The sequence below is a fragment of the Lachnoclostridium sp. An169 genome, from assembly GCF_002160525.1.
Lineage (GTDB): Bacteria > Bacillota > Clostridia > Lachnospirales > Lachnospiraceae > Mediterraneibacter > Mediterraneibacter cottocaccae.
The window spans coordinates 85,831-112,488 of sequence record NZ_NFKT01000003.1 but is presented as its reverse complement, the minus strand read 5'-3'; the positions used below and the strand labels follow the sequence as shown (position 1 = coordinate 112,488).

The following is a 26,658-nucleotide window of genomic DNA, read 5'->3' as shown; positions in this document are numbered from 1 at the left end:
CCTAGCCTGCGTCCCGGGGATATGTTTTCACATTTTATCATCAGGAGGTAGATAATATGCTTAAATATGTAGATACAAAGAACGCACCTGCAGCAATCGGACCGTATTCCCAGGGAATCGTATTAAACGGAATCGCTTTCTTTTCCGGACAGATTCCGCTTTCCCCGGAGACCGGCGAAGTAGTCGGTACAACGATTGAGGAGCAGGCAGAACAGGTAATGAAGAATGTACAGGCTCTTCTTGAGAGCCAGGGCGCATCATTTACAGATGTCGTAAAGACCACATGCTTCCTTGCAGACATGGCTGATTTTGCCGCATTCAACGAAGTATATGCAAAATATTTCACAGGGAAACCGGCACGCTCCTGCGTGGCTGTAAAAGCTCTTCCGAAGGGAGTGCTCTGCGAGGTTGAGGCCATCGCTGCCGTAAGCGAGGCGTAAGCAGGAGGCTCACCATATGGAGAAGAAAAAACGTATCGTTATTGCCCTGGGTGGGAACGCCCTCGGCAATACCCTGCCGGAACAGATGAAAGCGGTTAAAATTACCTCCCGTGCTATCGTGGATCTGATTCAGGAAGGGTGTGAGGTTGTCGTTGCCCACGGCAACGGCCCCCAGGTGGGAATGGTGAATAACGCCATGATCGCACTCACCCACGAAGATCCCCAGCAGCCGAACACTCCGCTGTCTGTCTGTGTCGCCATGAGCCAGGCGTACATCGGATACGATCTGCAGAACGCCCTGCGGGAAGAACTGCTGAACCGGGAGATCACGGATATCCCGGTGGCAACCATGATCACCCAGGTGCGCGTGGATGCGGACGATCCCGCCTTTGAATGTCCGTCCAAACCGATCGGACGTTTTATGACAAAGGAGCAGGCTGACATCATGGCGGAAAAATATGATTATATTATGAAAGAGGACGCAGGCCGCGGCTACCGGCGTGTGGTGGCGTCCCCGAAGCCCCGGGAGATCATCGAGATCGGTACGATCCGGACTATGGTGGACTCCGGCGATCTTGTCATTGCCTGCGGAGGCGGCGGCATTCCCGTCACCCGCCAGGGTAACCACTTAAAAGGCGCCAGTGCAGTGATCGACAAAGATTTCGCAAGCTGTCTTCTGGCGAAAGAACTGGATGCGGATGTTCTCATTATCCTGACCGCTGTGGAGAAAGCGGCGATCAATTACGGAAAGCCCGACCAGAAGTGGCTGGATGACATTACCGTTGAAGAGGCGAAACAGTATATAAAAGAGGGGCACTTTGCTCCCGGTTCCATGCTGCCGAAAGTACAGGCTGCCGTGGAATTTGCAGAATCCAAACCCGGCAGGCAGGCGCTGATCACACTGCTGGAGAAAGCCAGAGACGGCATTCTCGGAAAGACCGGAACAAGGATTCATCTGTAATCATTCTTTGTAAATAAAATTATTTTCATAGAAAACCTTCTGTGCCGATTATCGAGTCTGGACTACGATTCCATTCTCGCGCCGGTACAGGAGGTTTTTCTCTATTAAAAAGTGAACACTTCTTCTCTATCATCCGTATTTTTAAAAAAATTTCTTCAAAGGGGTTGCAAAATACCTCCATAGGGTATATATTATAGGCGTCGGAAATAATACCCCCACGGGGTTTAAGAATGTTATGAAAGGAGACCAGATTTGGAAGAGAAAAAAGAATGTACAGGTTGTAAACACAGGACAAAGGAATGTTCCGAAAAGGAACGGAGGGATATGCTGAACCGGTTAAGCCGGATCGAAGGCCAGGTCAGAGGGATCCGCAAGATGGTGGAGAATGATGTGTACTGTCCGGATATCCTGATCCAGGTCTCCGCCGTATCTGCCGCTCTCAACAGTTTCAATAAAGTACTGCTGGCAGAACATCTCCGATCCTGTGTGGTAGATGACATCAAGGAGGGCAAAGAAGATGAAGCGATTGATGAGCTTGTCAGAGTCCTCCAGAAACTGATGAAATAATTGGCTGAAATTTATTTACCAGGAGGAATGATCATGAAACAATATGATGTAACAGGCATGAGCTGCGCGGCATGCAGCAACCGGATTGAAAAAGCCGTCTCCAAAGTGCCGGGAGTCACTTCCTGCTCCGTCAGCCTGCTGACGAATTCTATGGGAGTGGAAGGCACCGCCTCTCCGGAGGATGTGATCGCCGCTGTTGAAAAAGCCGGGTACGGAGCTTCGGAAAAAGGAGCTCATACGGATCAGGCACATGGAAAAGGCGTCTCGATAGCTGCCGAGGAGGAATCCCTGAAAGACAAAGAGACCCCGAAGATGAAGCGGAGGCTGATCGCCTCCCTGTGTTTCTGGATCCCGCTGATGTATATTTCCATGGGACACATGATGTGGAACTGGCCTCTGCCGTCAGTCCTGGCTGAGAACCACATGGCCATCGGACTGGTGGAGCTTCTGCTGACAACGGCCATTATGGTGATCAACCAGAAATTCTTTGTCAGCGGATTTACCAGCCTGATACACGGCGGACCGAACATGGATACTCTGGTAGCCCTGGGAGCAGGAGCTTCCTACGTATACAGTCTTTACGCCCTGTTCGCCATGTCCGCTGCCCTGACCCGGGGCGATATGGCGGGAGCCATGCCCTATATGCATGAGTTCTATTTTGAATCGGCAGGTACGATCCTGACGCTGATCACAATCGGAAAACTTCTGGAGGCGGTCTCCAAGGGCCGCACCACAGACGCCCTGAAAGGTCTGATGAAGCTTGCCCCGAAGACGGCGACCGTTGTCCGGGACGGAAAGGAAGAAGTCATATCTGTAGATCAGGTACGCAAAGGTGATATCTTTGTTGTAAAACCGGGTGAAAACATCCCGGTAGACGGAATTGTTGTGGAAGGGACCAGCGCGGTCAACGAATCCGCCCTGACCGGCGAGAGCATCCCGGTAGATAAAAACGCGGGCGATGCCGTATCAGCCGCGACCCTGAACCAGTCCGGTTATCTGCGTTGCCAGGCTTCCCGTGTAGGCGAAGATACGACGCTGTCCCAGATCATCCAGATGGTCAGCGACGCGGCGGCCACAAAAGCCCCCATCGCCAAGATCGCAGACAAGGTCTCCGGTATCTTCGTACCGGCAGTAATCGGGATCGCCATCGTAACCCTGATCGTATGGCTGCTGACCGGCCAGACCATCGGATTCTCTCTGTCAAGGGCGATCTCCGTACTGGTGATCAGCTGCCCCTGCGCTCTGGGACTTGCCACACCGGTAGCTATCATGGTCGGCAACGGTATGGGCGCGAAAAACGGAATCCTTTTCAAGACCTCTGTCTCTCTGGAGGAAACGGGAAGGACACAGATCGTTGCGCTGGATAAGACCGGAACTATCACAAGCGGCGAGCCAAAAGTAACGGATATGATTCCCGCAAACGGCGTTTCCGAGCAGGAACTCTTAAGCTATGCTTACGCGCTGGAGCAGAAAAGCGAGCATCCCCTCGCCCGTGCTATCGTCGTAAAAGCTCAGGGAAACGTTTCCCTGACAAAATATAACGCAGATGGATTCCAGGCTGTCCCGGGCAACGGACTGTCCGGTAAGGTAAACGGATCCATGATCTGCGGAGGGAACCTGAAATTCATCAGCGGGAACGCTGAGATCTCAGAAGAGACACAGAAAACTGCGGACCGTCTCGCGGAAGAAGGAAAGACGCCTCTGTTCTTCAGCAGAGACGGGAAGCTGATCGGTATCATCGCTGTGGCGGACGTTGTCAAAGAAGACAGTCCGGAAGCTATCAGACAGCTTCGGAACATGGGGATCCATGTTGTCATGCTGACCGGCGACAACGAGCGCACCGCGAAAGCAATCGGCGCCCAGGCCGGTGTGGATGAAGTGATCGCAGGTGTTCTGCCTGACGGAAAAGAGAGCGTGATCCGTTCTCTGAAGAAGAAGGGCAAAGTCGCCATGGTGGGCGATGGTATCAATGACGCTCCGGCTCTTACAAGAGCCGACATAGGAATTGCCATCGGCGCAGGAACAGACATTGCCATCGACGCCGCGGACGTGGTGCTCATGAAGAGCAGACTGACCGATGTGGCGGCAGCGATCCGTCTGAGCCGTCAGACTCTGCGCAATATCCACGAGAACCTGTTCTGGGCATTCTTCTATAACGTGATCGGCATCCCGCTGGCTGCCGGCGTATGGTACCCGATCTTCGGCTGGCTGTTAAATCCCATGTTCGGAGCTGCGGCCATGAGCCTTTCCAGCTTCTGCGTGGTAAGTAATGCATTGCGTCTTAACTGGTTCAAAATGTATGACACCAGTAAAGATAGAAAAATCAAAACAAAGAAAAACAACAAGGAGGACAAAACCATGACAAAAACAATAAGTATTGAAGGTATGATGTGCGGACACTGCGAGGCTACTGTAAAGAAAGCTCTTGAAGCTCTCAATGGTGTGGAGAATGCGGAAGTCAGCCACACAGCAGGAACTGCAGTGGTAACTCTGGATGCTGACGTCAGCGACGACGCACTCAAAAAAGCTGTAGAGGATCAGGATTACAAAGTTACCAGGATAGCATAAAAAACGGTCCGGAATCTTTATGTTCCCTGCAGGAACCGCAAAGGCGGCGTTTCCTTTTTCCGAACAGGAATCAGAAAACGCCGCCTTTGCAGTTCTCTATTCGATTTTATTTTTTCATGATTTCCACATTTCCCGGTAGAGCTGATTCATCTCTCCCTGCAGTCCCCGGTAGAATTCACTGATTTCCGGACGGAATGTATAGCGCTCCTCATCCGTACCGGAACATGCCGCCCGGTAAGCTTCGTCCAGAGTACAATAGCAGCCCATCGTCCGCGCCGCCACCATCCAGGCTCCCAGTGCGGTTCCCTCTGCGTTCTCCGAACGCCGTACCGTCTTTCCGTAGACGTCCGCCTGCATCTGGTTGAAGGCCCTGCTCTTTGAAAGCCCGCCGCTGATGAGGATCTCGCTGACCGGAACATATTTTTCGAAATTCGTGATGTTGTTCCGGATCTCCATGCAGATGCTCTCCAGAAGTGCTTTGAGCATATCTTCCCGGGTGGTGTTCAGCGTCAGGTTGACAAAAGCAGCCGTTGCCAGGCTGTTCCAGTCCGGCGTGGATCTTCCCTGGAAGTACGGCAGCGCCATACAGCCGTTTGCTCCCGGCGGAAGCTCCTGAAGTGTGCGGTTCATGGTGTTGTAGAAGTCCGCATCCTCCCGGTAAAAATTATTCCGGAACCATTCCATGGCAGAGGTGCATGTCAGCATATTTGCCTCCAGGATATATACACCCGCATCGGAAGAAGCATTGCAGATCACATCCCAGGACAGATTCTCCGGCACTTTATTGCACGTAGTCAGAAGGAATCCTCCTGTTCCCAGGGTGAGGGAGACTTTTCCCTCCCCGGTCACGCCCTGTCCGAGCATGCCGCACTGCTGGTCTCCTCCGCAGGAAATCACGGGAATCCCCGCCCTCAGGCCGGTCTTCGCGGCAAATTCCTCTGTGATTCCTCCCATAATGCTGCCGGGCGCTTTCAGATCACAGAGCTTTTCCCGGTCTACTCCGAAAAGTCCCAGGAGCCGCTCATCCCACGTACAGCTTTTCAGGTCCATGAGAAGGGAACGGCTTCCGTATGTATAATCGGTGAAAAAATTTCCGGTCATATGGTAAACCATATAATCCGGGATCACAATCAGCTTCCAGGCTTTCCCGTAGAGATCCGGCTCATTTTCTTTCAGCCAGCGCATCTTCGTCCCGGAGAATACCGGATTTAAGCGGGAGCCGCTTTTTGAGAAGACTTCCTCATTGTAAACGGACATCTCCTCACAGATCGGCACGGTTCTCTTGTCCTGCCACATCTGGGCATTTGCAAGGGCATTTCCCTCACGGTCCACCGGAATCACCGAAGACCGCTGTGCCGTCAGGGCCACCGCATCGACGGATATGCCGTTTTCTTCCGCGTAAGACGCCGTTTCTGCTGATATCAAAGTCATGTCATTTAGAAAGATGAGCGGATCCTGTTCGATCCGCCCCTCTCCTACAGACAGGATATTATATTTTTTCTGTACCGTATGCAGGATTCTTCCTTCCTCCGAAAAGAGGATGCCCCGCATACTGGATGTCCCCACATCCAGTATAAGAATATTCATATAACACCGTCCTTACTAGACCCTTGTATCCCACCTGTCGCAGAATACCTGGTCTTCATAATGTCCTTCGAAAGGCTCCTCGCCCGCCACTTTCTTAAGCAGGTGCTCCAGGACTTCCTCTGTCGGCGCGTAAGCGTTGATAAATGTCTTTGCCATGGGAATGTCGATCAGATGGTTCGTGTAGTTGAGTCCCACAAAAACAGTCGGCACTTCCTGGACATACCAGGGGATTTCCGTAGAATGTTTTACGGACCACTCCAGGCGGACATTGTTCATCTGTGCATAGCCGCTGACATTGATAAATGTAAATACCACGTCATACTTGCTCTTGAACTCTTCCACGCTGCCGATCAGGACGGACTGAAGCAGTGTTTCTTTTCCAAGTCCCTGTTTCAGAGCCAGGTCATAGTAGCTGTCGTGCATGGTCACGTCATAACCGAACTCGGTAAGCTTTCTCCTCACCAGTTCCTTTGCCGGGTCCTCTTTATTGCCCCGGAAGATGGGCGGATTGCTGACCACAATGGCATAGGCTCTTTTGTGCGTCTTCGGAGAGATCGGGAGCTCGTTTCCGGTATTCTTCACCAGGGTGATGCTCTTTCTCGCCGCCTCGTCAGCCATGGCTTTATGCTCGGCGCAGTGTACGACTTTCAGCCCTTCCTTCGGCGGAATCAGTGTTCCGTTGGCTTTCTTCTCATGAAGTTTGAGTCTCGCCTTCAGGCCGAGGATACGTGTCACCGCATCGTTGAGCCTCTCATCTGTGATCACGCCGTTCTTATATCCGTTCATCATGTATCCGAAGTCTTCCTCGATATCATTGAAGAACAGGAACATATCGCATCCTGCCGCAATCGCCTCCGGCACCTGGCGGTATCTCGGCATAGCGCCGGTCATGCCTCCCATGTGGGATGCGTCGGTCACGATCAGGCCGTTAAATCCGAGTTTTCCGCGAAGCAGGTTCTTGATCAGAGTCGGGGAGAGAGTCGCCGGAAGGATCTCGCTGTCCTTGATTCCCGGGTTGAACTTTCTCTCATAGGCAGGCATCGCGATGTGTCCCACCATGACCGCCTCGATCTCAGCCTCGTCGATCAGAGCTTTGTAGACTCTGCCGAATGTGGCGTCCCATTCCTCGCAGCTTAAATTGTTGGTTCCCATCACAAGATGCTGATCCAGTTCCTCCACGCCGTCGCCCGGGAAATGCTTGGCGCTGACCGCCAGGCCGGATCTCCTCATGCCGCGGATGTAAGCCTTGGAATTCTCAATCACCTTGTCCACATCCGAGCTGTACGCCCTTGTGTTGACCACCGTGTTGCGCCAGTTGAATTTGATATCGCAGATCGGCGCAAAGTTCCAGTTTACGCCCACTGCAGCAGCCTCCACGCCGCTGACATATCCCACGTTCTCCGCGGTCTGTGTATCCGAGGTTGCCCCGCAGGCAGCCGCACTGGCAATGTAGGTTCCGTCTCCGCAGGCGCCGTTTCCGCCGCTCTCGCAGTTGCAGGCGATCAGCACCGGGATCTTCGCGCACTCCTGATAGAACTTGTTCTGCTCGTAGATCTTCTCTGCGCTCTCGTTCTCATAACGGCATCCGCCCAGATGGTAATCCTGAAGCAGATGTCTCTCATCCTCCCGGTCTTTCTTCCGGTCCAGCATGATGAAGAGCTGTCCGATCTTTTCTTCCAGTGTCATGGAGTCTCTTGTCTCCTCCACCCATCTGATATCATCATCACTTAAATAAAATGGTTTTTCTCTTAAATTTACCATACTGTATTCGTTCCTCTTTCTTTCCCTGTCATTCCCCCGTCAGATCCAGTTTTCCCAGATCCAGGCAGGCAAGCTCCCCGAAGAATGACAGAATCGCCTTTTCCTTTTCCTGAGGTTCTGCATACATATTTTCAGGCACCCGCTCCCGGATGGCTTTTCCCACCGGATAGTCCGGCGTGTAGCCCAGAAGATCGCTGTACATGCGCACCGGACATTTTTCCTCAAAATACCGGTTGTAAATCTCCAGGCATCTTTCATCTTTCCAGACCGTGGCGATGCGGGTTGATTCATTGTAGCCGTAAGGATCCGGGCATCTGATTCCGATGCGTGCCTCCGCCATAATATTCCGGCTGGAATTCCCCGCCATGATCTTATAGACTCCCGGCTCCACTGCAAACCGTTTCAGTTTCTCATCGTAGGATGCAAACGCACCTGTCTCAAGTTCAAAAGAAATCTCCGCCGATTCGCCCGGCTCGAGGCTTACTTTCCGGAATGCCTTCAGCTCCTTGTACGGTTTCTGCAGCGTCGGATTCTCATGGTGAACGTAGATCTGTACGACCTCTTTCCCCGCCATGGTTCCTGTATTTTTCACTTCCGCCGTAAACCGGACAGGTTCATTTTCAAAAATCATCTTTTCCGGTTTCAGACCGGTAATCTCAAATTCCGTGTAGGAAAGTCCGTATCCGAACGGATACTTCGGAGCGATTCCTTTCGTGTCATAGTAGCGGTATCCCACGAATATTCCCTCGCCGTACCAGACTTCCCCGTTATATCCGGGGAAATTCAGCCAGGTCGGCGTATCCTCATATTTTTCCGGGAATGTAAGGGCCAGTTTTCCCGACGGATTCACCCTGCCGTAGATAATATCCGCAAGCGCGCGGCTTCCCTGGCATCCGGGGATAAAGACGCAGAGAATGGCGTCCGCATCCTCCTCGTACTCTCTGACATCAACCGGACCGGCCACATTGAGCACCAGCACGGTCTTCTTCCCCGCAGCTTTGGCTTCCCGCAGAATCCGCGTCACTTCCCGCTGGTCCACGGGATCCAGAAGCATGGCCTCCCGGTCCACGCCCTCCTGTCCTTTTGATCTTCCGACAGCGATCACATAATCCGCCTTTTCACAGCCGGACATATCGGAATTATCCTCACCGGGCATGCAGAATCCCACATGCTCCGCTCCCCCGGTCTTCATCATGCATTCGCAGAGATCCGGGGATTTCCTGCGCAGCACTTCCGCGCTGCCGCTGCCGAACTCCAGCAGATGATGCACACCTTCCCCGGCGAGATACACCTGAGCATCTTCCGGAAGAGGCAGGACACCGTTGTTCTTCAGCAGAACCGTGCCCTCGCACACTGCTTCATAAGCCATCTTTTCCGAATATTCCCGGTCGATTGTCTGATACCTGCGTCCTTTCATGCAGGGCATCTTAAGCAGGGCATTCAGGATTCTCCGGACCGACCGGTCCAGGATCTCCATCGGGATTGCTCCGCTCTCGACCTCCCGGATGATCCCGGGAATATCCGGATTCTTCGGCATCTCCAGATCATTGCCCGCCTCCAGGGCAGACCTGGAATCGTAGACTCCGCCCCAGTCGCTGATAACAAGACCGTCGAAGCCCCACTCCCCGCGGAGCAGATCCGTGAGGAGCCAGCCATTTGCCGAACACGCCGTACCGTTCAGCTTATTGTAAGCGCTCATGACCGTCTTTGCCTTTCCACGTTTCACACAGGCCTCAAAGCCCGGGAAATAGATCTCCCGGAGCGCCCGCTGGGATACATGGACATTGATGCCTTTCCGTTCCTTCTCGTGGTTATTCGCCGAGAAGTGTTTCGGATCAGCCAGAAGGCCGGTCTCCTGAATCCCGGCGACAAACGCGCTTCCTGTCATACCGGTCAGGAAAGGATCCTCTGAAAAGCTCTCGAAAAGCCTTCCTCCCAGAGGATCTCTCTGAATGTTCACATTCGGAGTGAGAAGCACGTCCACTCCAAATGTGTCAAATTCTCTTGCCAGTGCCTCCGCACATTTTTCTGTCAATTCCGGATTCCAGGCTGCTCCCATCAGTATCCCCGCAGGGAAACTGGTCACTTCCAGAATCCGGTCCGGGTCCCCCATATGTTTCTGGATCGCCCGGTAACAGACCATTTCATCCTCATTTAACTCTTCCGGATGAATGCAGTGGTCCCGCCGCAGCTGATCAAGAATCTTTTCCCCGCGGCGGAGACTGAAAAGGATATCCTCACCCGTTTCCATGGAACAGTAGTTTGCAAAAAGCTGGCGGAAATTCATGCCCGCCATGGAATCCCCCAGTAGTGCTGCGGGGATTCCCAGTCTCTCGATGGCCTTTGTCCCATAGGGGAGTCCGCCGGTAATCAGCTCGGCCTTTTCTTCCACTGTCATCTCCCTGATTACCTGTTCCACCGTGTCGCGTGCAAGTTTAACTCCCATTGTTCTTTCCTTTCTAACCTTTGACAGCTCCGGATACAAGACCTTCCTGGAAGAAGTTCTGGAAGATACAGTAGATCACAAGGATCGGGATAACCGAGATAACGGATGCCGCCATGATCTGTCCGTACTCTGTCGTATACTGGGACGTCAGGTTTCTGAGTCCGAGCTGGATCGTATAGAGATCCGGATCGCTTAAGTAAATAAGCGGTGCAAGGAAATCGTTCCATGTGGATGTAATTGTCAGGATCGCGGATGTAATCATCGCTGATTTGGACAGCGGGAGCATGATCTTGGAATAGATTCCCCAGTCTCCCAGACCGTCGATTCTCGCAGCTTCGATCAGTTCATCCGGTATTCCGTCAAAGAACTGTTTGATCAGGAACACACCCATGGGGCTGAATGCCTGAATCAGGATCAGTGACCAGTGGCTGTTTACAAGTCCCATCTCCCTGATGATGGAGAACTGCGGGATCATGACTACCTGGTAAGGAACCATCAGGGTTGCCAGGTAGAGCAGGAACAGCTTGTCTCTCTCCGGGAATTTGATCTTACTGAACGCATAAGCCGCCATGGTACTTGTGACAAGCTGCAGGACTGTAATAATCACAGTCAGCTTCACCGTGTTGAAGAACAGTACCGGGTAGTTTGATCTCTCCCAGACATTTGTGTAGTTTTCAAAATGGAACACTTCCGGGATCCACTTGATCGGGAAGGTAAAGATCTCCAGGTTTGTCTTAAAGGATGCGGAAACCATCCAGATGAACGGAACCAGCATGGAAATCGTCAGCAGCAATACTACTGCATACTTTAATATCGTGTATACCACTTTACCGCTCGTTATTTTTTTCTTATTCATATATTTCAGCGCCTCCACTCGCTACCGCTCTGTCCTATGCCGCTACTCTCTTATTGTGATAGAACTGAATCAGAGTAACAATCAGGATCATCAGGAACAGGATCATTGCCTCGGCTGAAGCGTAACCGAACTGATAGTTAACGAATGAATCCTGATAAATCTGCATTACCAGAACGCTTGTTGCACGTCCCGGACCTCCGCCTGTCATAACATAGATCGGAGTGAAGACCTGGAATGAATTGATGATACACATAACGGTTGCATAGAATGTAACCGGGCGCAGATTCGGAATCGTGACGTGGATCAGCTTGTTCCATGCATTTGCGCCGTCCAGCTCTGCCGCCTCGTACTGGTCGGTCGGAATTCCCTTCAGACCTGCCAGATATACGATCATGTAATATCCGATTCCTTTCCAGATAATCATGATCATTACCGCCAGAAGCGCTGTCTTCTGATTGGATAGCCATACCGGCGGATTTTCCACGCCGATTGCGTGGAGCATGGCGTTGATCGGTCCTTCTTTCGCATACATGAACTGCCATACGACCGTTACGGCGATGATAGATGCAATGTGGGGGAACAGCATGATTGCCCGGTAGACAGGCGCCCCCTTCACACCGTTGTTCATCAGAACGGATACAAGCAGTGAAAGTATAATGACAAACGGCACCGTACCGATTGTATAGATAATTGTATTTGTCAGGGCAATCGTAAAGTCGGAATCATGGAAAAGATTAATGTAGTTTTTCAGTCCTACAAAATCCATTGTGTTATTGCCGTCATAGTTGGTAAAGCTGTAAACGATCGCCATAATTACAGGTATCAGCGTAAACACGAAAAATCCGATAAAGTTAGGTGCCATGAAAAGATATGCATGCCTTCGGTTTCTTCTGACGATCGCCGCACTTGTTTTATGTTTGTAACTCTTTTCCTTCATACTCATATTCTCCATAGCCGATATCCGCCTTCCGGCAGATATCTGAAACCACCGTTACTATGTCTCTTATACATTCCGCTATATACAGTAAATGTTCTAAATGTCCGCAAACACTTAGAACATTTACCGCTGTTATTATTCTGTTTTATGTCTGTTCATCATCTGCGGAATGCTCCTGCCTCCCGGGCAGGCTCTTTTCCAATGCCTACTGGGCACTTGAGATCAGTTCTTCTCTCTGGTCGGTCAGATTCTTCACGAAATCATCTGCCGTCTCATTGTCGGTAAGCACAAGCTCAAGCTCCTGCTGTCCTGCTGAGATGATCTGGCTGAAAATCGTATTCGGCTCGCCGAAGTCATGTGTTACATTGTCTGTCAGAGCCTCTACAGAAGAGTCATCAAGTTCTACATGCTCAAGGTAGGACTGAAGAACTGTATCGTTCATATATCCCGGAATCAGATTTGTTGTTGCAAGGATGGAAGCTCCTTCCTCGCCGCACATGAATTTCAGGAATGTGTAAGCTTCGTCTTTATGCTCTGTTGCAGCGCTGATACACAGCGGTGTGGATGTAACGAAGTTAGATTTCTCACAGCCTTCCCAGTACGGGCTCTTTGCAACGCCCCACTCGAATCCGAGGTTGTCCTGGCTGTTTAAGTTCTGTACGAACCAGGAACCGTTCCACATCATAGCCCACTCGCCGTTGAAGAAATAGGTCTGGTCTTTGTTCAGAGATTTGGAATCGGAATACTCTTCCATTGCTCCGCTGTCCATCATATCCATGATCCAGTCAACTGCCGGAACTGTTACGGAAAGATCAGATGTTGTAATATCAAATCCGTCGGAACAGTTGGTCAGGAACGGGAAGATGAAGCCCATCTTCGGCTGGAACTCGAAACCGTAGATTCCGTCATCAGAGTTTGCAACAATCTGTTTTGCTGTGTCAGCAACCTGCTGCCATGTCATATCGTTTGTCGGGTAGGCAACCCCTGCCGCGTCAAACAGGTCCTTATTGTAGAACAGCAGCCAGTCGTTTGTTCTGAACGGAAGTGCATATACATTCCCGTCAAATGTCATCTGCTGCTCAAGTACTGTTCCGTAATTTGTCAGGTCGTATCCGTCGGAGTCAAACAGCTCGGACAGATTCATGCAGTATCCCTTGGAATACAGTCCCGGAAGAGATGTATTGGATTTTGCGAAGAACAGATCCACATCATCGCCGCCTGCAAGCATTGTGGTAAGTTTTGTCTCATAGTCAGCACTCGGAGCGTTGACAACTTCGATCTTGATATCCGGATTTGCCTTCTCGAAAGCCTCGATCATCGGATCGTATGTTGTCGGTCCGTCTACGTCGTAGTCCCAGAGAGCAAGACGCAGAGTTACAGAACCGTCGTCGGAAGCTCCGCCGTCATCCTTGGAGTCGCCGCCGTTACCACAGGCAGTAAGACCAAAGACCATTGCCGCTACCATAAGCATACTTAAAACTTTCTTTTTCATAATAGTCTCCTTTTCTGTTTTTCTTGTTATTCAGTTGTATGTTGCTAATTAGCATTTTTATAAAAGCGCTTTTTTATCAGATTTTAAAAAGATTTATCAGGACATCTTTTGAGACAGTCCGAGAATCTTCGAGGCGCAGTTCTCATCCGTGATCAGCGTATTCAAAAAGCCGCCCCTGAGAGCACCAAGAATCGCATCCGCCTTGCTTTCGCCGTATGCGACACAGATTACTTCCGGACATTTTCTGATGTCGTCCAGGGTAATCCCTATCATCCTTTCCACCAGTGCCGTCTCCAGTTCATTTCCGCGGATATCGTAGAAGTGTCCGCCGATATGTCCGACAGCCCCCTGTTCGGTCAGAGCCTCGAGCGTCTTGGCGCTTAAATAGTCGCTCCAGGACTTGTATACAATGGAACCCACGCTTGTGAGAATCACATCGGAATGTTCCGACAGATCCAGCACTTTCCTGATGTTCTGTTCCTGAATCAGGCTTTCCTTCAGGCTCCGGTCCCGCACAAACAGCGGGGCGTAGATGTAATGATACTTCCCGCCGTATGCGGAGGCCAGGTTTTTCGCCAGTTCCATGGCGTCCTTTTCAGGACTTTTTATGTTCGCTGCCCCCATGATGGGGACAACGGTAATAGGTATGTTCTTTCTGTTATTTGTGTCAATGTTCTTGATGATTCTGTGCAGTGTATTCCCCCAGGAGATTCCCACCACCATGTCCGGCTTTACAATGGAATCAAAGTAGTACGAGGCTGCCTCGGCGATCTTCTGAAAACCGCCGTCTTCACTGCTGTTTCTGGTAGCTATCACACGGATGTTCGTCAGTGAAAACTCTTTTTTCAGCCTTTGCTCAAAATCAAGGTTCCTCTCCCTGGGCTCCCGGATGTAGATTTCCACGATTCCCAGCTCTCTTGCCTTTTTCAGCATCCTGGACACCTTCGATCTTGACGTATACATCCTGTCGGCGATCTGGCTCTGGGTCAGTTCCGAATTGTAGTACAAATTAGCAACTGTCGCCAGGATTGTCCACTGTTCCTGCACGGTCATTGACTCATAATTCTTCATCTCATTCATGGCCGTGTTCATCTCCCATGGTGTTATTCACAGTTTACAGGCAGGAACGGAACGGAATGTTCTGCGGCGCCTCGAAGCAGTCCTCAAAACCGCGTCTGTGGTGGTATGCCTTCTTATCCTTGTCTGTCGGATATACATACTTGCCGCCAACTTCCCAGAAGAACGGATGGAATTTGTAATCCAGACGGTCCTTCTTCATATCGTAGAGCACTCTGATCTCGTTGACATCCGCCATGAAGTTTGTCCATACATCGTAGTGGATCGGGATGACAACTTTACACTTTAATGCCTCTGCCATACGCAGGATATCGCAGGAAGTCATCTTGTCCGCAATTCCCACCGGGTTCTCGCCATAGGAGCCGAACGCCACATCCACATCATAGTCTTTGCCGTGTTTTGCAAAGTAGATGGAATAATGGGAGTCACCGCTGTGGTAAATATTTCCGCCCGGAGTCTTGATCAGGTAGTTGACTGCCTTATCATCCATATCGGTCGGGCAGATGCCTGTCAGCTCTTCTCTGTTTTCTGATGTGTCATCAGTCGTAACCAGACAGGTTCTGTCAAAGGAATCCAGGGCAACGATCTCGATGTCTTTGATCTTGATTGTATCGCCCGGTTTCACGGTAATGCATCTGTCTGCCGGAACTCCCCATTTCTGCCAGAGCTCCACAGATTTCTTCGGTCCGATGAACGGAACCGGAATCTCTTTGCCGTTCTCATCCACGGTTGTCATGCCGCTCTTGATTACATGAGATGCATACTCCGCACTCATATGATCCTGATGATAATGAGTTGCAAGAACCGCGTCCACCTGCTTGATGGCAAACGGATCAATCACAAACGGAACTGCTCTTAAGTTCGGCTGCATCGCCCTGACACCGGCCATATTCGCCATCTGGTGTCCCGGAGCCATCTTGCCGTTTCCATGGGTTCTCTTTCCGTTGCCGCACCACAGGTCAATGGTGATATTGCAGCCGCCCGGCGTCTTGAACCAGATTCCCGTACATCCGAGCCACCACATGGCAACGGTTCCAGGTTTCACTTCCTCAGCTTCAATCTCCTCGTTGAGCCATGTGCCCCACTCCGGAAATGTACTCATGATCCAGCTTTCTCTGGTGATATCTTCAATTTTACTCATTCAACTATTCTCCTTTATTCTTTCTGTCCGTAGTACGCATTCGCACCGTGCTTCCGGTAATAATGCTTGTCCATCAGTTCCTGAGGCGCCGTCTTCACACGGGGATTGATCATCTCGGTGCGGGCCGCCATCTTTGCAACCTCCTCAAGCACAACCGCATTGTGCACCGCCTCTGCTCCGTCTTTGCCCCACGTAAAAGGTCCGTGGTTCTTGCAGAGCACTGCCGGCATTCCCACATAATCCTTATCCCGGAAATACTCGACAATCAGCACACCCGTATTCTTCTCATATGCCTCATCGATCTCCTCTTTCGTCAGGTTTCTGACACAGGGGATCTCCCCGTACATATAATCCGCATGGGTGGTGCCGTAGCAGGGAATTCCTCTTCCCGCCTGTGCCCAGCTCGTCGCCCAGGGCGAATGGGTATGTACGATGCCGCCGATCTTCGGAAATGCCTTGTACAGCTCCAGATGTGTCGGCGTATCAGAAGACGGGTTATACTTTCCCTCTACCTTGTTTCCGTCCAGATCCATCAGAACCATGTCTTCCGGAGTCAGCTTCTCGTAGTCCACACCGCTCGGCTTGATGGCGAAGATCCCGGATTCTCTGTCGATCTCACTGACATTGCCCCAGGTGAACGTCACCAGCCCGTGTTTGGGAAGCTGCATATTTGCCTCATAGACACGCTGTTTTAATTCTTCAAGCATAATTGGTCTCCTTTAAAAAGTGTACATCGCGATCTCGTTGATCTCACGGTTTGTCGCGATCAGAATGTCCTTTCCATCTGCATGGTACCCGAACACATTCGCCGGTCCGCAGTCGTCATCCAGAGTATGGAAGGCAAAATCGCCTTTCTCCTCATCCCAGGTGAACGCCATCAGACGCCTTGCGCCTTTCCGGTGTCCAAGAATCGTCGTCGGCTTTCCGTTGATTGTACAGCTCCAGATTGCATGAAGGAACTCTGCCTTCTCCGGATAGTGATAAGCCGGCTCATATCCGTTCTCGCCGAGTCTGTAAATGGTGATATCATCGCCGTGGAACGGAGAGATCACAGTCATCTCATCTTTTCCGTCCCCATCCAGATCGATCATCGTCGCATCGCTTGCCGGTGTATCCAGAAGCTGCTCCACGGTCCACTCGCCGCCTCTTTCCTTCGGCGGACAGCAGCGGAACACGCCGTCTGCACTGCACACGAGAGAAGCTTCCGCTCCGTCCGCGTGGATCTTGCAGTATCCGTGGTTCTTAAGCATTCCGTCCTTGAGGACATCCAGTTTCAACTGGTGATCCTCATCGAATCCCGAGAGATCCTCCGGCAGCTCTGCAACATAAATCTTGCCGGGATTGGACCAGTCATCCTTGAACTCATGTCCTGACTTGAGCGTGCAGGCAATCAGGTAATATGTCTCCCCGCTCCTCAGAATATCAAACCGGTGAACGAACGGAAGTTCCACCAGGGTTCTGATATCCCACTTTCCTTTCCCGTCAGGCGTTGCGATGATAATCTTCGCTTCCTTCGAATCATTCGGTGAATAAAACTTGTGTGTTGCCAGAAACTGTCCGTCTGTTCCCGGGACCTGAACCATCGTCATGACTCCTCCGGGCCCCTCCCAGACAGTAGTCTCCTCATTTCCTTTTTCGTCAAAGAGGATACATCTGTCCGTCTTTTCCGCGGCCACCAGGATATGTCTTTTTCCCTGGTACTCAAGCGGGGCAATCGAGTAACATTTCTCCAGTCTGGCCATTACTTTCTTTTCCATACCGACCTCCCTACAAATCCATGCCTGCGAGTTTCATCTTTTCTGTCACAAACCGGTACGCGTCCGCGATCTTCTCCGTTGCCTGTTCCACAGTCTGGTCAGCGCTGTTGTCCGCCCACATCTCGATCAGGAACATTCCGTGATAGTTGAGCTCATTGAGCTTTCTGAAGATTCCCTCGAAATCGACCTGGCCTTCTCCGAACGGAACTTCTTTGAAGACGCCCGGCTTTGTCTCCTTTACATGGATGGCAACGGTCTGGGAAAGTCCCAGTTCCAGTTCCTCCGCCGGATCTTTGCTGAAGTTGCTCAAGTTGCCCATGTCCGGATAGATCTTGAAATACGGAGACGGAATCTCTTTGAGATAGTGATAAGCTCTCACGATGGTTCCGACAAACTGCGTATCCATGATCTCCATCGCCAGGATAACTCCCGCTCTTGACGCCATGGCGACCGCTTCCTTCATGCCTTCCAGGAACAGACGCTTCGTCTCATCGTCCGAAGGTTCGTAATAGACGTCGTAAGTTGCGAGCTGAATGCAGCGCACTCCCAGTTTGACGGCCAGATTGATCGCTTTTTCCATGATCTCCATGGCGCGCGCTCTGATCTGCGGGTCCTTGCTTCCGAAAGGATATCTGCGGTGGCCGCTCAAACACATGGTCTGGAGATTCATTCCCGTGCGGCGCATAACGGCGCGGAGTTCCTCAATCTCATCGTCGGTCCAGTCCAGTCTTGCCAGCCTCTCGTCCGACTCATCAACGGATATCTCCATATAGTCGAACCCGGCCTTCTTTGCCGCCGTGAATTTCTCTTCCCAGGTAAATGCATTTGGTAAAGCTTTCTCGTAAATCCCGATCGGATTTTTGTGGATACTATACATCTTTCCTCCCCTTTCTGTTCCCATTTTGTGAAACATGACTTGTTTGCTTGAGTTAAGACTAGCACAGCAACATTGCATTTTCAATAATTTCCAAAATTCTGCACATTTGTGCAAACTATTTGCAAAAACTCAGTTTTAACAGAAAGAAGGAGGGAGTTCTTCTGTCGCAACTCTCTCCTTCTTCTCTCTATTCCACCGTTTTTCAGGACTTTCCCAGACGCTTCCTCATAGTCTTTTCCACGGCATTTAAAATATTTTCATATCCGGTGCATCTGCACAAATGTCCGGAGAGGAGCTTACGCAGCTCATCACGGGTATATTCCTTCCCGCTCTCCAGGATCTCCACAGCGCTCATGATCACTCCCGGCGTGCAGAATCCGCACTGGACCGCCGCCTCAACGGTGAACGCCTGCTGGATATCCGACAGCTCCCCGTCCGGTCCCATCAGGCCCTCCAGGGTACGGATCTCCTTTCCGTCCGCCCACACAGCCAGATAGATACAGGAGTTATAGCACTCTCCGTCAATCATCACATTGCAGGCGCCGCACTCTCCGACTTCACAGCCTTTCTTCACACTGGTCAGGGAATAGTTGCCCCGCAGCATATCCGTAAGGGATGCCCTCACATCCACCATGGTCTCCCGCATCTCGCCGTTGATCCGGCAGCGCACAAGCTTGTACTGCCTGCCGTCTGCGCCCTCGATAAGCGGGTGCTGTCCTGTCGGGAAGGCCGGTTCTGCCGGATTCTGTGCCGCGCCATCCGGTTCCCTGTTTGCGTTTCCTTTTTCACGTTCGTCCGGTTTGCCGTCCTCTTCTTCCGCGCGCCGGATTGCCTCCTCCAGGGCGCGTTTGCACAGAACAGTCGAGATATGCTCCCGGAAGGCTTTGCTGGCTCTCCAGCTGTCCCTCGGCGTCACGTCCTGCAGCACAGCGTCTCCGATCTCTTCAACGCTCTCCCCGCTGGCCGGAAGTCCCCGTCCAAGCTCCTCCGCGTGTACCGCCCGCATGGGAACCGGTCCTGCCACGCCGTAGGCGATCCGCACATCTTCGATGGTTTTCCGGTCATCAGAAAGCTTCACACTGACAGAGCACCCCAGAGTGGCGATATCCATGGCGTTGCGCATGGCATACTTAATATAATATCCCTTATATCCTTCGTAAGAGGCTTTCGGGATCAGAATAGCGGTCTGGATCTCCCCCGGATGCAGATCTACCCTGCCTGCACTGATATAGAAATCCCTGATGGGGATCCGGCGCACGCCCTCCGGCCCGGTCAGCTCGATCACCGCATCCCAGGCAAAAAGAGTGGAGGCGGAATCCGCAGAGGTCACCCCGTTGCATGTATTGCCGCCAATAGTGCCGATATTGCGGATCTGGGGGCCGCCTACCATATCCACAGCCTCCCCGAGGACGCCGATATACTTCCGGATCAGCGGATCCTTCGTAATGTGGGAGAAGCTGGTGAGGGAACCGATGCGCAGCGTCCCGTCCTCTTCCATGGAGACTCCGCGGAGTTCATCCAGTCCGTAGATGCTCACCAGGACCGCCCCGGCTCTCTTTCCCTCACGCATCTGGACAAGGACATCGCTTCCGCCGGCAATGATCTGCGCCTCCGGATGTTCTTTCAGAAGTTCAATGGCATGGGGCACGCTCTGTGCCTCATACAGTCCGTTCATATCATACATTGTGCTTTCCCTCCTCTCCCGGAATCAGCCCTGCTTTCCGGAACTCTTCAAACAGGACATGCGGTCTCAGCGGAATCTCGTTCACCGCCACGCCTGTAGCTGCAAGCACTGCGTTGCGGATCGCCGGCGCCGGGGAGCATGTGGGCGGTTCTCCCAGGGCTTTTGTGCCGTAGGCGCTGGTGGGCTCGTAGTTCTCGATAAATGACACACGCAGATCCGGATGGTCCATGAACGTTGACAGCTTGTAATCCAGCAGGTTGTTGTTCAGAGGCCGGCCGGTCTTCTCATCATAGAGAAGCTTTTCAGAAAGCGCATATCCGATTCCCATGCTCATGCCCCCATGTACCTGGGCGCGCGCCAGTTCCGGGTTGATCAGCCTGCCGCAGTCATGGACGTTCAGAATATCCACCACACGGGCTTTGCAGGCCGGGATATCCACTTCCACCTCCGCGAAAGTACACCCGAAGGAATAGGCATTATTCTTGATCTGGTAACTGCTCTCCGCCGTCAGATGCCCGTTGTCTGTCAGGCTGTAAAGCTTTTCCGTGGCCAGTTCTCCCAGGCTCATAAGGATTTCTCCATTCGTTGTCCTGACAATATATCCGTTTACAATATCCAGATTTTCTTTCATTTGTCTGGTTAAATCATGCGCGGTCTCGATGATCTTTTCCTTCAGGAGCTCCGCTGTCTGACGGATGGAAAACCCGGCCATGTAGGTCTGTCTGGAGGCATATGCACCGGTTCCGAAAGGAGTGATATCCGTATCCTGCACCGTCATGACATGGACATCTTCCACCGGAATGCTTAAGGTCTCTGCCGCCATCTGTGCAAAGGCAGTATCCGCCCCCTGTCCGATCTCCGTCTCCCCCACCTGGAGCTGGATGCTGCCGTCCTGGTTGAGCACCATCCGGCATGCCGAAGTCTCAAGAGAGATGGGCCATACGCCTGTATTGTACCAGAACACGGCCATCCCCACGCCCCGCCGGATCTCGCCGGTCTGGTGGGCGTATTTTTCCAGCTTCCTGTCGTAGTCGAATTCCTTTCTTCCCTTCTCCATACATTCCCGGAAAGTATCATAGTAGTTTACATTTTTGGAAAATCCGTCGGTAAATCCCTTCGGCATCACATTCTTCATGCGGAATTCATAGGGCGGGATTCCCATGGCGCGCGCCACGTCCTCCGTGTGGCTCTCCATGGCGAACATGGCCTGAGGGATGCCGTAGCCCCGCATGGCGCCTGACACAGACTTGTTGGTAAACACCGTATATGTATCCGCCTCGATATTGGGGCAGGGATAGAGCTGCGGAAAACATCCCATCCCTTTTGCCGCGATGCTGTGCCCGTGGGAGGCGTAAGCTCCCTGATCGGAAAAACTCTCGAATTTCCGCGCCGCATAGGTGCCGTCAGGTCTGACATAGGAGATGATGTGAAAGCGGATCGCATGGCGGACCCGGTTGGAGACGAAGGTCTCTTCCCTCGACACATCCAGCTTCACCGTCCTGCCTCCCACCACTGTGCTCAGGTATGCGCAGAGGGGCTCATAGAGGATATCCTGCTTGTTCCCGAATCCTCCGCCGATATAAGGCTTGATCACCCGGACTTTTCCCCACGGAATTCCCAGTGCCTGACCGACCACGCGGCGGCAGATATGGGGAATCTGGGTGGAGGTGACCACCACGATGCGCCCCTGCTCCATATAGGCATAGCAGATGAAGTTCTCAATGTGGCAGTGCTGTACCGTGGGCGTCTCATACCATCCTTCCACCTTTGTAAGCCCCGGCTCCTTCCGGGCATTCTCGTAGTCTCCGTTGCGGATGGATGTATGCGCCAGAACATTTCCCGGATATTTCTCATGGATCTGCGGAGCGCCCTCTTCCATGGCTTTCTGTACATCCAGGACAAAAGGCAGTTCCTCGTACTCCACCCGGATGGCGCGTACAGCCCGGGCTGCAGCCACCTCGTTTTCCGCCACTACAGCCGCCACATCGTCCCCGTAGAAACGGACATGGTCTGTGAGCAGCAGCCGGTCCGCCACATCCTGATGCGCAGCTTCCGTAGACCAGGGATGCCCTGCGGTGGGAAAATAATTCTTCGGCACATCAAAACATGTCACAATCTTCACCACGCCCGGGATCTTCTCTGCTTCCGATGTATCCACCTTCCGCACATATCCGTGGGCCACCGTAGAGTGCAGCACCTTCGCCACATAAGCGTTTCTGTCACAGAGGTCATCGGTGTACTTCGCCCTGCCTGTCACCTTCTCGAAGGCATCGACCCGCTTTACGCTTTTCCCTACTGCATGTTCCTTTTCCATCAATGCAATCACCTCCAGCTTGAATCTGTCAGTCAGTATCGATCTGGCGTCCCCGGACGTATTTCGCCCGGATCTCCCGGTCATCCGAGAAATAGACCATCCGCTCCAGCCGGCTCTTCACATCCAGCGGCTGGGGATGTTTCAGCCTGCTGTCATCCAGGACAACCGCATCAAACTCATAGCCCGGCTCGAAACTTCCCACTTTTCCGAAGAACGCGCCGCCTCCTTTGGTTCCCATGTAGAACACCTCTTCCACAGAAAGCGGATCCAGAGACTGGTCCTCAAGGCGCCACCGGAGCTTGGAAGACTGCACCGCATGAGCCATGGCTGCGAACAGATTTTCCGTGGAACCTCCCGCCACATCGCTTCCCAGACCCACATGCAGCCCTTCTTCCAGGAACCGTCTCACCGGCGCAATGCCGGAGGACACGTTCATATTGGACTCCGGACAGTGGGCGATGAACACACCGTTCTCCTTCATCCGTTCGATCTCCTTCTCCCCGCTGTAAACACAGTGCGCCATAACCGTCGGGCAGTCCGCGCCGAACAGGCCGAAATGATCATAGACATCACCGTAGAACTCCGACCACGGGCAAAGCTCCTTCACCCAGTCAATCTCACTCAAATTCTCCGAGAGATGGGACTGAAGAGGCAGGGAGTAGCGGAGCTGGATCTTCTTCAGATCCTCCATCAGGGCGTCCGTGCAGCTCGGCACAAAGCGGGGCGTCAGAATCGGAAGGGTATTCCGGTATTTCTTATGGAGCACATCCTTGATCCACTCCACCGTCTCGTCTGCGGACTCCTGCGTTTCCTCGCACAGAAAATCCGGCGCATTCCGGTCCATGTTCACTTTTCCCACAAAGGTACACAGCCCGCTCTTCTCCATCATATCCATGAGAAGCAGTGTCGCCTCCCTGTGTACGGTAGCGAAAATGCAGGCTCTCGTTGTGGCGCTGCGGCGCATATTGTCCGCAAAAATCTGATACGACTTCTCCGCGTAATCCAGATATTCAAACTTTGCCTCCTCCGGGAAGGTATTGACCTCAAGCCACTCCAGAAGCTCCAGGTCCATCCCCAGTCCCCGGTAGGAATACTGGGGCGCATGGATGTGCAGATCCACAAGCCCCGGGATAATCAGGCAGTCCCCGTAATCCGTAACCGGATATCCGCCGTATTTGAACGGCAGCGTCTGGTACACTCCCTGCACTTTTCCGTCCTCACAGACCAGATATCCGCGCTCGCATATTTCAAACGCATCCGGCTGCTTCGTGTAAATAATATTCCCCTTTAAAATAAAAACAGATTCACTCATCGCCATGCTCCTCTCTTTTTCCATAAATACAACGGCGGAACCTACCGTCCGCCGCGATACTTATAGTCAGCCGTTCCGGCGGCTGGTAGAGACGTTCAACCGATTATGAACCTATATAAGTATTCTGTATTCATTTTTATAAAATCAGTTTACCACAAAAAGCGGCTGCGGTAAAGAAAAAAACATCACTGCACCCGCTCCAGCATCACTTCCACCGTTCCGCCGCATACCATGCCCTCATCCTCCGCCGCATCCATCGTCATATCCACCCGGCATACGGCAAAATCCGGCCGGTCCTCCCGCATCATCAGGAGAGCTTTCTGAATGATCTCACTTTCCACACAGCCTCCGCCGATGGTGTCCGCCGTGCTCCCGTCTTCGAGGATGAGCATCTTTGTTCCCACATCTCTGGGCGCAGAACCTTTTCTGGAGATAATCGTTGCCATCACCATCTTCCGCTCCGTTTCTTCTAGGACAGCCCGGAGCAGTTCTTCCGAATATCCTCCCGACTTCTGATGGCTGTTCTTCACCTGGATGATCTCCGCCATCACGGACACTGCGATCTCCTCCGGCGTCTGTGCCCCGATCTTCAGACCGATGGGCGTGTGAACGCCTTCAAGCACTTCCCGGCTGATGCCCTTCTGTGCAAGCTGGTCCTTCACAATGGCAGTCCGCCGTCTGCTCCCCATCATCCCCACATAGGCATATTTCTTCGCCAGAATGTTCTCCAGGCATATGGTATCGTACCGGTGTCCCCTTGTGACAATCACAAACCAGGAGTCCGAGTCCCCCGGAATCCCGGCAAGGGATTCCTCAAAGGGCAGGCAGATCACCCGATCCGCCCCCGCCGCTCTGGCGTGATCCGCAAATTTCGGGCGATCCTCCAGTACCGTCACGGAAAATCCGAGCATTTTCCCCATGTGGATGATGGGAATGGAGACATGCCCGCCGCCGCAGATGACAAGCTTCGGAGTGCGCCCGATTCGCTCCCGGAAAATCCCGCCGTCTTCCCCGCCCGGCGCCATTTTCTGTTCAGCCGTTTCCTGCTCCGGGGTTTTTTCTGCATTTTCTTCCAACGCTTTCTCTGTATTTTCTGACGAGATCAGATATTTCATCCCCGCATCCTCGCCCGTCAGAACCGTTTCCGACCAGATGTCCCCGTCCGGTTTCCGAAGAAGTTCCTCCAAACGGATATAATATTCTTTTCCTTTCAGACCTGTCAATTTTCTCATTATCTTTTCCCTTGAAATACAAGTGTTCAGTATGCTATAGTATAAATGAAAAAAGAACAACCGCCCACAAGGGGGTTGACCAGTTATAGTTAGTAATAGCATTGCCACCCGTAACCGCTCAAAGTATCAGGGTGGTTTTGCTATGTCTGGCTAATCACAAAATGAAAATACAAATGTAAGCAATGCCAGAATGAACATTCCAAAGGTCATCAGATCTTTAAAATCAAATGGTTTCTTGTTCATTAGCATCACCCCCATTCTATGTAGAATAGAGGTCATCCACCCTGTAACACGGTTGTTCCTTTCTCTATATTATCATAATTCTGCATTATACGCAATGTTCATTTAAACAAATAAAGGCTGTAACGGCGCGCCGGACTGGATCATCGAGATCGTCTCCCCGGGGAGCAGGCGGATGGACTACTACACGAAGCTGTTCAAATACCGCACTGCAGGGGTCCGCGAATACTGGATCGGTCAGAGCCGGAATCTGTGATGATCTTGAGATTGATTTCCGTTCAATCGATATCTGAACCGCCAGTTTAGATTTCGAACAACCGCCAAAGTGGTTGACCTCATTAAAACATTCACGGAAACGTAAATGCGAAGCTTTCTACTTTCCGAACCCGCAGTTCGGGAACGTACACTGCGCGCAGTTCAGGCACAGTCCGCCCTCGCCCAGCTTTGTGAAATCCTCTGCGCACAGCCGCTCTCCCGCTGCAATTCTGGGGAGTACCAGGTCGAAGATCGTGCGCTTCGAGTACATCACACATCCCGGGAGTCCCATCACCGGGACGTTTTCCGCATATGCGAGCATGAACATGGCTCCGGGAAGTACAGGGGCGCCGTATGTGACTACCGTATCTGTAGCGTTGCGGATAGCAAGCGGCGTCCGGTCATCCGGGTCCACGCTCATCCCGCCTGTACACACGACCACATCAGCACCTTTTGCCAGCCACTCTTTCACCGCATCTGTCACCATGTCTGCATCATCATTGCACAGAGTATTTCCAAGCACTTCCATACCGGCTTCCTCAAGTTTCCCCTGTACTACCGGAGTAAACTGATCTTTTATCCTGCCGTAATAGACCTCGCTTCCCGTAGTCACAATTCCCGCTTTCATGGGGCCAAACGGGAGCAGACGGAAGATCGGCTCATCCCCGCAGATCTCCTTTACCCGGTTCATCTTCTCCTCTTCGATCACCAGGGGAACGACTCGCATACCCACGATTTTGTCCCCCTTTTTCACCGGAAAGTCCCCGTGCCTTGAAGCCAGGATAATCTGACCCATTGCATTGACGGCGTTCAGTTTTTCCCGGTCGATCTTCAGAAGCCCGTCCCGCTCTGCGGACAGTTCGATCTTACCTTCTTTTGCTTCGGAAGCCTTCATATACTCTCCCTGGCAGACCTGCCGCAGCACTTCCGCCGCATCGTTCTCGTGGAGCATCCCCTCCTGTTTCTCCCAGACGTAGAGATGTTCCTTTCCAACCGAGAGAAGGACCGGGATATCTTCTTCCGTCACAACATGGCCTTTCCGGAACACCGCATCCTTTGTCACTCCCGGAATAATTTGTGTGATGTCATGGCAGAGCACGCTGCCGACCGCATCTTCTGTTCTGATCAGTTTCATTGCTGCATCCAACTCCTTT

At 52.2% G+C, this 26,658-nt stretch carries 20 protein-coding genes, 2 pseudogenes and 1 riboswitch; of the genes and pseudogenes, 5 read left to right on the top strand and 17 right to left on the bottom strand.

The window, feature by feature from the left end; translation table 11 throughout:
• The first annotated feature begins 56 nt into the window (after nt 1-56).
• From B5F07_RS03400 to B5F07_RS03385, 4 genes are all read left to right on the top strand, one after another.
• Nucleotides 57-440, top strand: coding sequence for a RidA family protein (locus tag B5F07_RS03400; protein ID WP_087159868.1), 384 nt, complete (start codon nt 57-59; stop codon nt 438-440).
• A 16-nt stretch (nt 441-456) separates the two neighbouring features.
• Complete coding sequence (gene arcC / locus B5F07_RS03395) at nt 457-1,401, top strand: carbamate kinase (protein WP_087159867.1); 945 nt, start codon at nt 457-459, stop codon at nt 1,399-1,401.
• Between the two features lie 252 nt (nt 1,402-1,653).
• Nucleotides 1,654-1,968, top strand: coding sequence for a metal-sensing transcriptional repressor (locus B5F07_RS03390; RefSeq protein ID WP_087159866.1), 315 nt, complete (start codon nt 1,654-1,656; stop codon nt 1,966-1,968).
• Between the two features lie 33 nt (nt 1,969-2,001).
• Entirely contained in the window at nt 2,002-4,536 is a 2,535-nt protein-coding gene (locus tag B5F07_RS03385) for a heavy metal translocating P-type ATPase (protein WP_087159865.1), read from the top strand.
• A 114-nt stretch (nt 4,537-4,650) separates the two neighbouring features.
• On the opposite strand, the gene B5F07_RS03380 is transcribed toward B5F07_RS03385, so the two are convergent.
• From B5F07_RS03380 to B5F07_RS03305, 16 genes and pseudogenes are all read right to left on the bottom strand, one after another.
• Nucleotides 4,651-6,123, bottom strand: a complete 1,473-nt coding sequence (locus B5F07_RS03380) for an FGGY-family carbohydrate kinase (protein ID WP_087159864.1) — start codon at nt 6,121-6,123, stop codon at nt 4,651-4,653.
• Nucleotides 6,124-6,138: 15 nt separating this feature from the next.
• Complete coding sequence (locus B5F07_RS03375; RefSeq protein WP_087159863.1) at nt 6,139-7,884, bottom strand: glycoside hydrolase family 3 protein; 1,746 nt, start codon at nt 7,882-7,884, stop codon at nt 6,139-6,141.
• Between the two features lie 28 nt (nt 7,885-7,912).
• Nucleotides 7,913-10,330, bottom strand: coding sequence for a glycoside hydrolase family 3 N-terminal domain-containing protein (locus B5F07_RS03370; protein ID WP_087159862.1), 2,418 nt, complete (start codon nt 10,328-10,330; stop codon nt 7,913-7,915).
• A 13-nt stretch (nt 10,331-10,343) separates the two neighbouring features.
• Nucleotides 10,344-11,186, bottom strand: coding sequence for a carbohydrate ABC transporter permease (locus tag B5F07_RS03365; protein ID WP_087159861.1), 843 nt, complete (start codon nt 11,184-11,186; stop codon nt 10,344-10,346).
• 34 nt (nt 11,187-11,220) lie between these two features.
• Nucleotides 11,221-12,138 carry a carbohydrate ABC transporter permease gene (locus tag B5F07_RS03360; RefSeq protein WP_242972419.1) on the bottom strand — a complete coding sequence of 306 codons (918 nt, stop codon included), beginning with the start codon at nt 12,136-12,138 and terminating at the stop codon, nt 11,221-11,223.
• A gap of 190 nt (nt 12,139-12,328) precedes the next feature.
• A complete protein-coding gene (locus tag B5F07_RS03355; protein WP_087159860.1) occupies nt 12,329-13,615 on the bottom strand; it encodes an ABC transporter substrate-binding protein in 1,287 nt (428 codons plus the stop codon).
• A gap of 96 nt (nt 13,616-13,711) precedes the next feature.
• Nucleotides 13,712-14,695, bottom strand: coding sequence for a sugar-binding transcriptional regulator (locus B5F07_RS03350; RefSeq protein ID WP_242972418.1), 984 nt, complete (start codon nt 14,693-14,695; stop codon nt 13,712-13,714).
• 34 nt (nt 14,696-14,729) lie between these two features.
• On the bottom strand, nt 14,730-15,833 hold the full coding sequence (gene ulaG, locus B5F07_RS03345) for an L-ascorbate 6-phosphate lactonase (protein ID WP_087159859.1): 1,104 nt from the start codon (nt 15,831-15,833) through the stop codon (nt 14,730-14,732).
• 14 nt (nt 15,834-15,847) lie between these two features.
• Entirely contained in the window at nt 15,848-16,540 is a 693-nt protein-coding gene (locus B5F07_RS03340) for an L-ribulose-5-phosphate 4-epimerase (protein ID WP_087159858.1), read from the bottom strand.
• Nucleotides 16,541-16,552: 12 nt separating this feature from the next.
• The gene (locus B5F07_RS03335; RefSeq protein WP_087159857.1) at nt 16,553-17,590 is read right to left on the bottom strand and encodes a hypothetical protein; all 1,038 of its coding nucleotides are present in this window, start codon (nt 17,588-17,590) and stop codon (nt 16,553-16,555) included.
• 10 nt (nt 17,591-17,600) lie between these two features.
• Nucleotides 17,601-18,467 carry an L-ribulose-5-phosphate 3-epimerase gene (locus B5F07_RS03330; RefSeq protein ID WP_087160019.1) on the bottom strand — a complete coding sequence of 289 codons (867 nt, stop codon included), beginning with the start codon at nt 18,465-18,467 and terminating at the stop codon, nt 17,601-17,603.
• A gap of 202 nt (nt 18,468-18,669) precedes the next feature.
• The gene (gene xdhC, locus B5F07_RS23525; protein WP_334293366.1) at nt 18,670-19,170 is read right to left on the bottom strand and encodes a xanthine dehydrogenase subunit XdhC; all 501 of its coding nucleotides are present in this window, start codon (nt 19,168-19,170) and stop codon (nt 18,670-18,672) included.
• 105 nt (nt 19,171-19,275) lie between these two features.
• Nucleotides 19,276-20,151, bottom strand: a pseudogene (xdhB, locus tag B5F07_RS23520) (xanthine dehydrogenase subunit XdhB); the annotation flags it as partial.
• Complete coding sequence (gene xdhA / locus B5F07_RS03315) at nt 20,144-22,465, bottom strand: xanthine dehydrogenase subunit XdhA (RefSeq protein WP_204248808.1); 2,322 nt, start codon at nt 22,463-22,465, stop codon at nt 20,144-20,146. The pseudogene xdhB and the gene xdhA, both read right to left, overlap by 8 nt.
• A 28-nt stretch (nt 22,466-22,493) precedes the next feature.
• A complete protein-coding gene (locus B5F07_RS03310; protein ID WP_087160017.1) occupies nt 22,494-23,777 on the bottom strand; it encodes an amidohydrolase family protein in 1,284 nt (427 codons plus the stop codon).
• Between the two features lie 43 nt (nt 23,778-23,820).
• Nucleotides 23,821-23,916, bottom strand: a riboswitch (purine riboswitch).
• Nucleotides 23,917-23,962: 46 nt separating this feature from the next.
• On the bottom strand, nt 23,963-25,009 hold the full coding sequence (locus tag B5F07_RS03305; RefSeq protein WP_087159855.1) for an XdhC family protein: 1,047 nt from the start codon (nt 25,007-25,009) through the stop codon (nt 23,963-23,965).
• Nucleotides 25,010-25,358: 349 nt separating this feature from the next.
• Between B5F07_RS03305 and B5F07_RS03300 the strand changes: the two are divergent.
• Nucleotides 25,359-25,484 (top strand): annotated as a pseudogene (locus tag B5F07_RS03300) (Uma2 family endonuclease); the annotation flags it as partial.
• Between the two features lie 138 nt (nt 25,485-25,622).
• On the opposite strand, the gene B5F07_RS03295 reads toward B5F07_RS03300, so the two are convergent.
• A complete protein-coding gene (locus B5F07_RS03295; protein WP_087159854.1) occupies nt 25,623-26,639 on the bottom strand; it encodes a molybdopterin-binding protein in 1,017 nt (338 codons plus the stop codon).
• Between the last annotated feature and the right edge of the window lie 19 nt (nt 26,640-26,658).

Coding starts and splice junctions, on each gene's coding strand:
- B5F07_RS03400 (WP_087159868.1), top strand. CDS start 57: ATGCTTAAATATGTAGATACAAAGAACGCACCTGCAGCAATCGGACCG.
- B5F07_RS03385 (WP_087159865.1), top strand. CDS start 2,002: ATGAAACAATATGATGTAACAGGCATGAGCTGCGCGGCATGCAGCAAC.
- arcC (WP_087159867.1), top strand. CDS start 457: ATGGAGAAGAAAAAACGTATCGTTATTGCCCTGGGTGGGAACGCCCTC.
- ulaG (WP_087159859.1), bottom strand. CDS start 15,833: ATGAGTAAAATTGAAGATATCACCAGAGAAAGCTGGATCATGAGTACA.
- B5F07_RS03350 (WP_242972418.1), bottom strand. CDS start 14,695: ATGAATGAGATGAAGAATTATGAGTCAATGACCGTGCAGGAACAGTGG.
- B5F07_RS03355 (WP_087159860.1), bottom strand. CDS start 13,615: ATGAAAAAGAAAGTTTTAAGTATGCTTATGGTAGCGGCAATGGTCTTT.
- B5F07_RS03365 (WP_087159861.1), bottom strand. CDS start 11,186: ATGAATAAGAAAAAAATAACGAGCGGTAAAGTGGTATACACGATATTA.
- xdhA (WP_204248808.1), bottom strand. CDS start 22,465: ATGGAAAAGGAACATGCAGTAGGGAAAAGCGTAAAGCGGGTCGATGCC.
- B5F07_RS03375 (WP_087159863.1), bottom strand. CDS start 7,884: ATGGTAAATTTAAGAGAAAAACCATTTTATTTAAGTGATGATGATATC.
- B5F07_RS03330 (WP_087160019.1), bottom strand. CDS start 18,467: ATGTATAGTATCCACAAAAATCCGATCGGGATTTACGAGAAAGCTTTA.
- B5F07_RS03295 (WP_087159854.1), bottom strand. CDS start 26,639: ATGAAACTGATCAGAACAGAAGATGCGGTCGGCAGCGTGCTCTGCCAT.
- B5F07_RS03310 (WP_087160017.1), bottom strand. CDS start 23,777: ATGAGTGAATCTGTTTTTATTTTAAAGGGGAATATTATTTACACGAAG.
- B5F07_RS03335 (WP_087159857.1), bottom strand. CDS start 17,590: ATGGAAAAGAAAGTAATGGCCAGACTGGAGAAATGTTACTCGATTGCC.
- B5F07_RS03370 (WP_087159862.1), bottom strand. CDS start 10,330: ATGGGAGTTAAACTTGCACGCGACACGGTGGAACAGGTAATCAGGGAG.
- B5F07_RS03360 (WP_242972419.1), bottom strand. CDS start 12,138: ATGGAGAATATGAGTATGAAGGAAAAGAGTTACAAACATAAAACAAGT.
- B5F07_RS03340 (WP_087159858.1), bottom strand. CDS start 16,540: ATGCTTGAAGAATTAAAACAGCGTGTCTATGAGGCAAATATGCAGCTT.
- B5F07_RS03380 (WP_087159864.1), bottom strand. CDS start 6,123: ATGAATATTCTTATACTGGATGTGGGGACATCCAGTATGCGGGGCATC.
- B5F07_RS03305 (WP_087159855.1), bottom strand. CDS start 25,009: ATGAGAAAATTGACAGGTCTGAAAGGAAAAGAATATTATATCCGTTTG.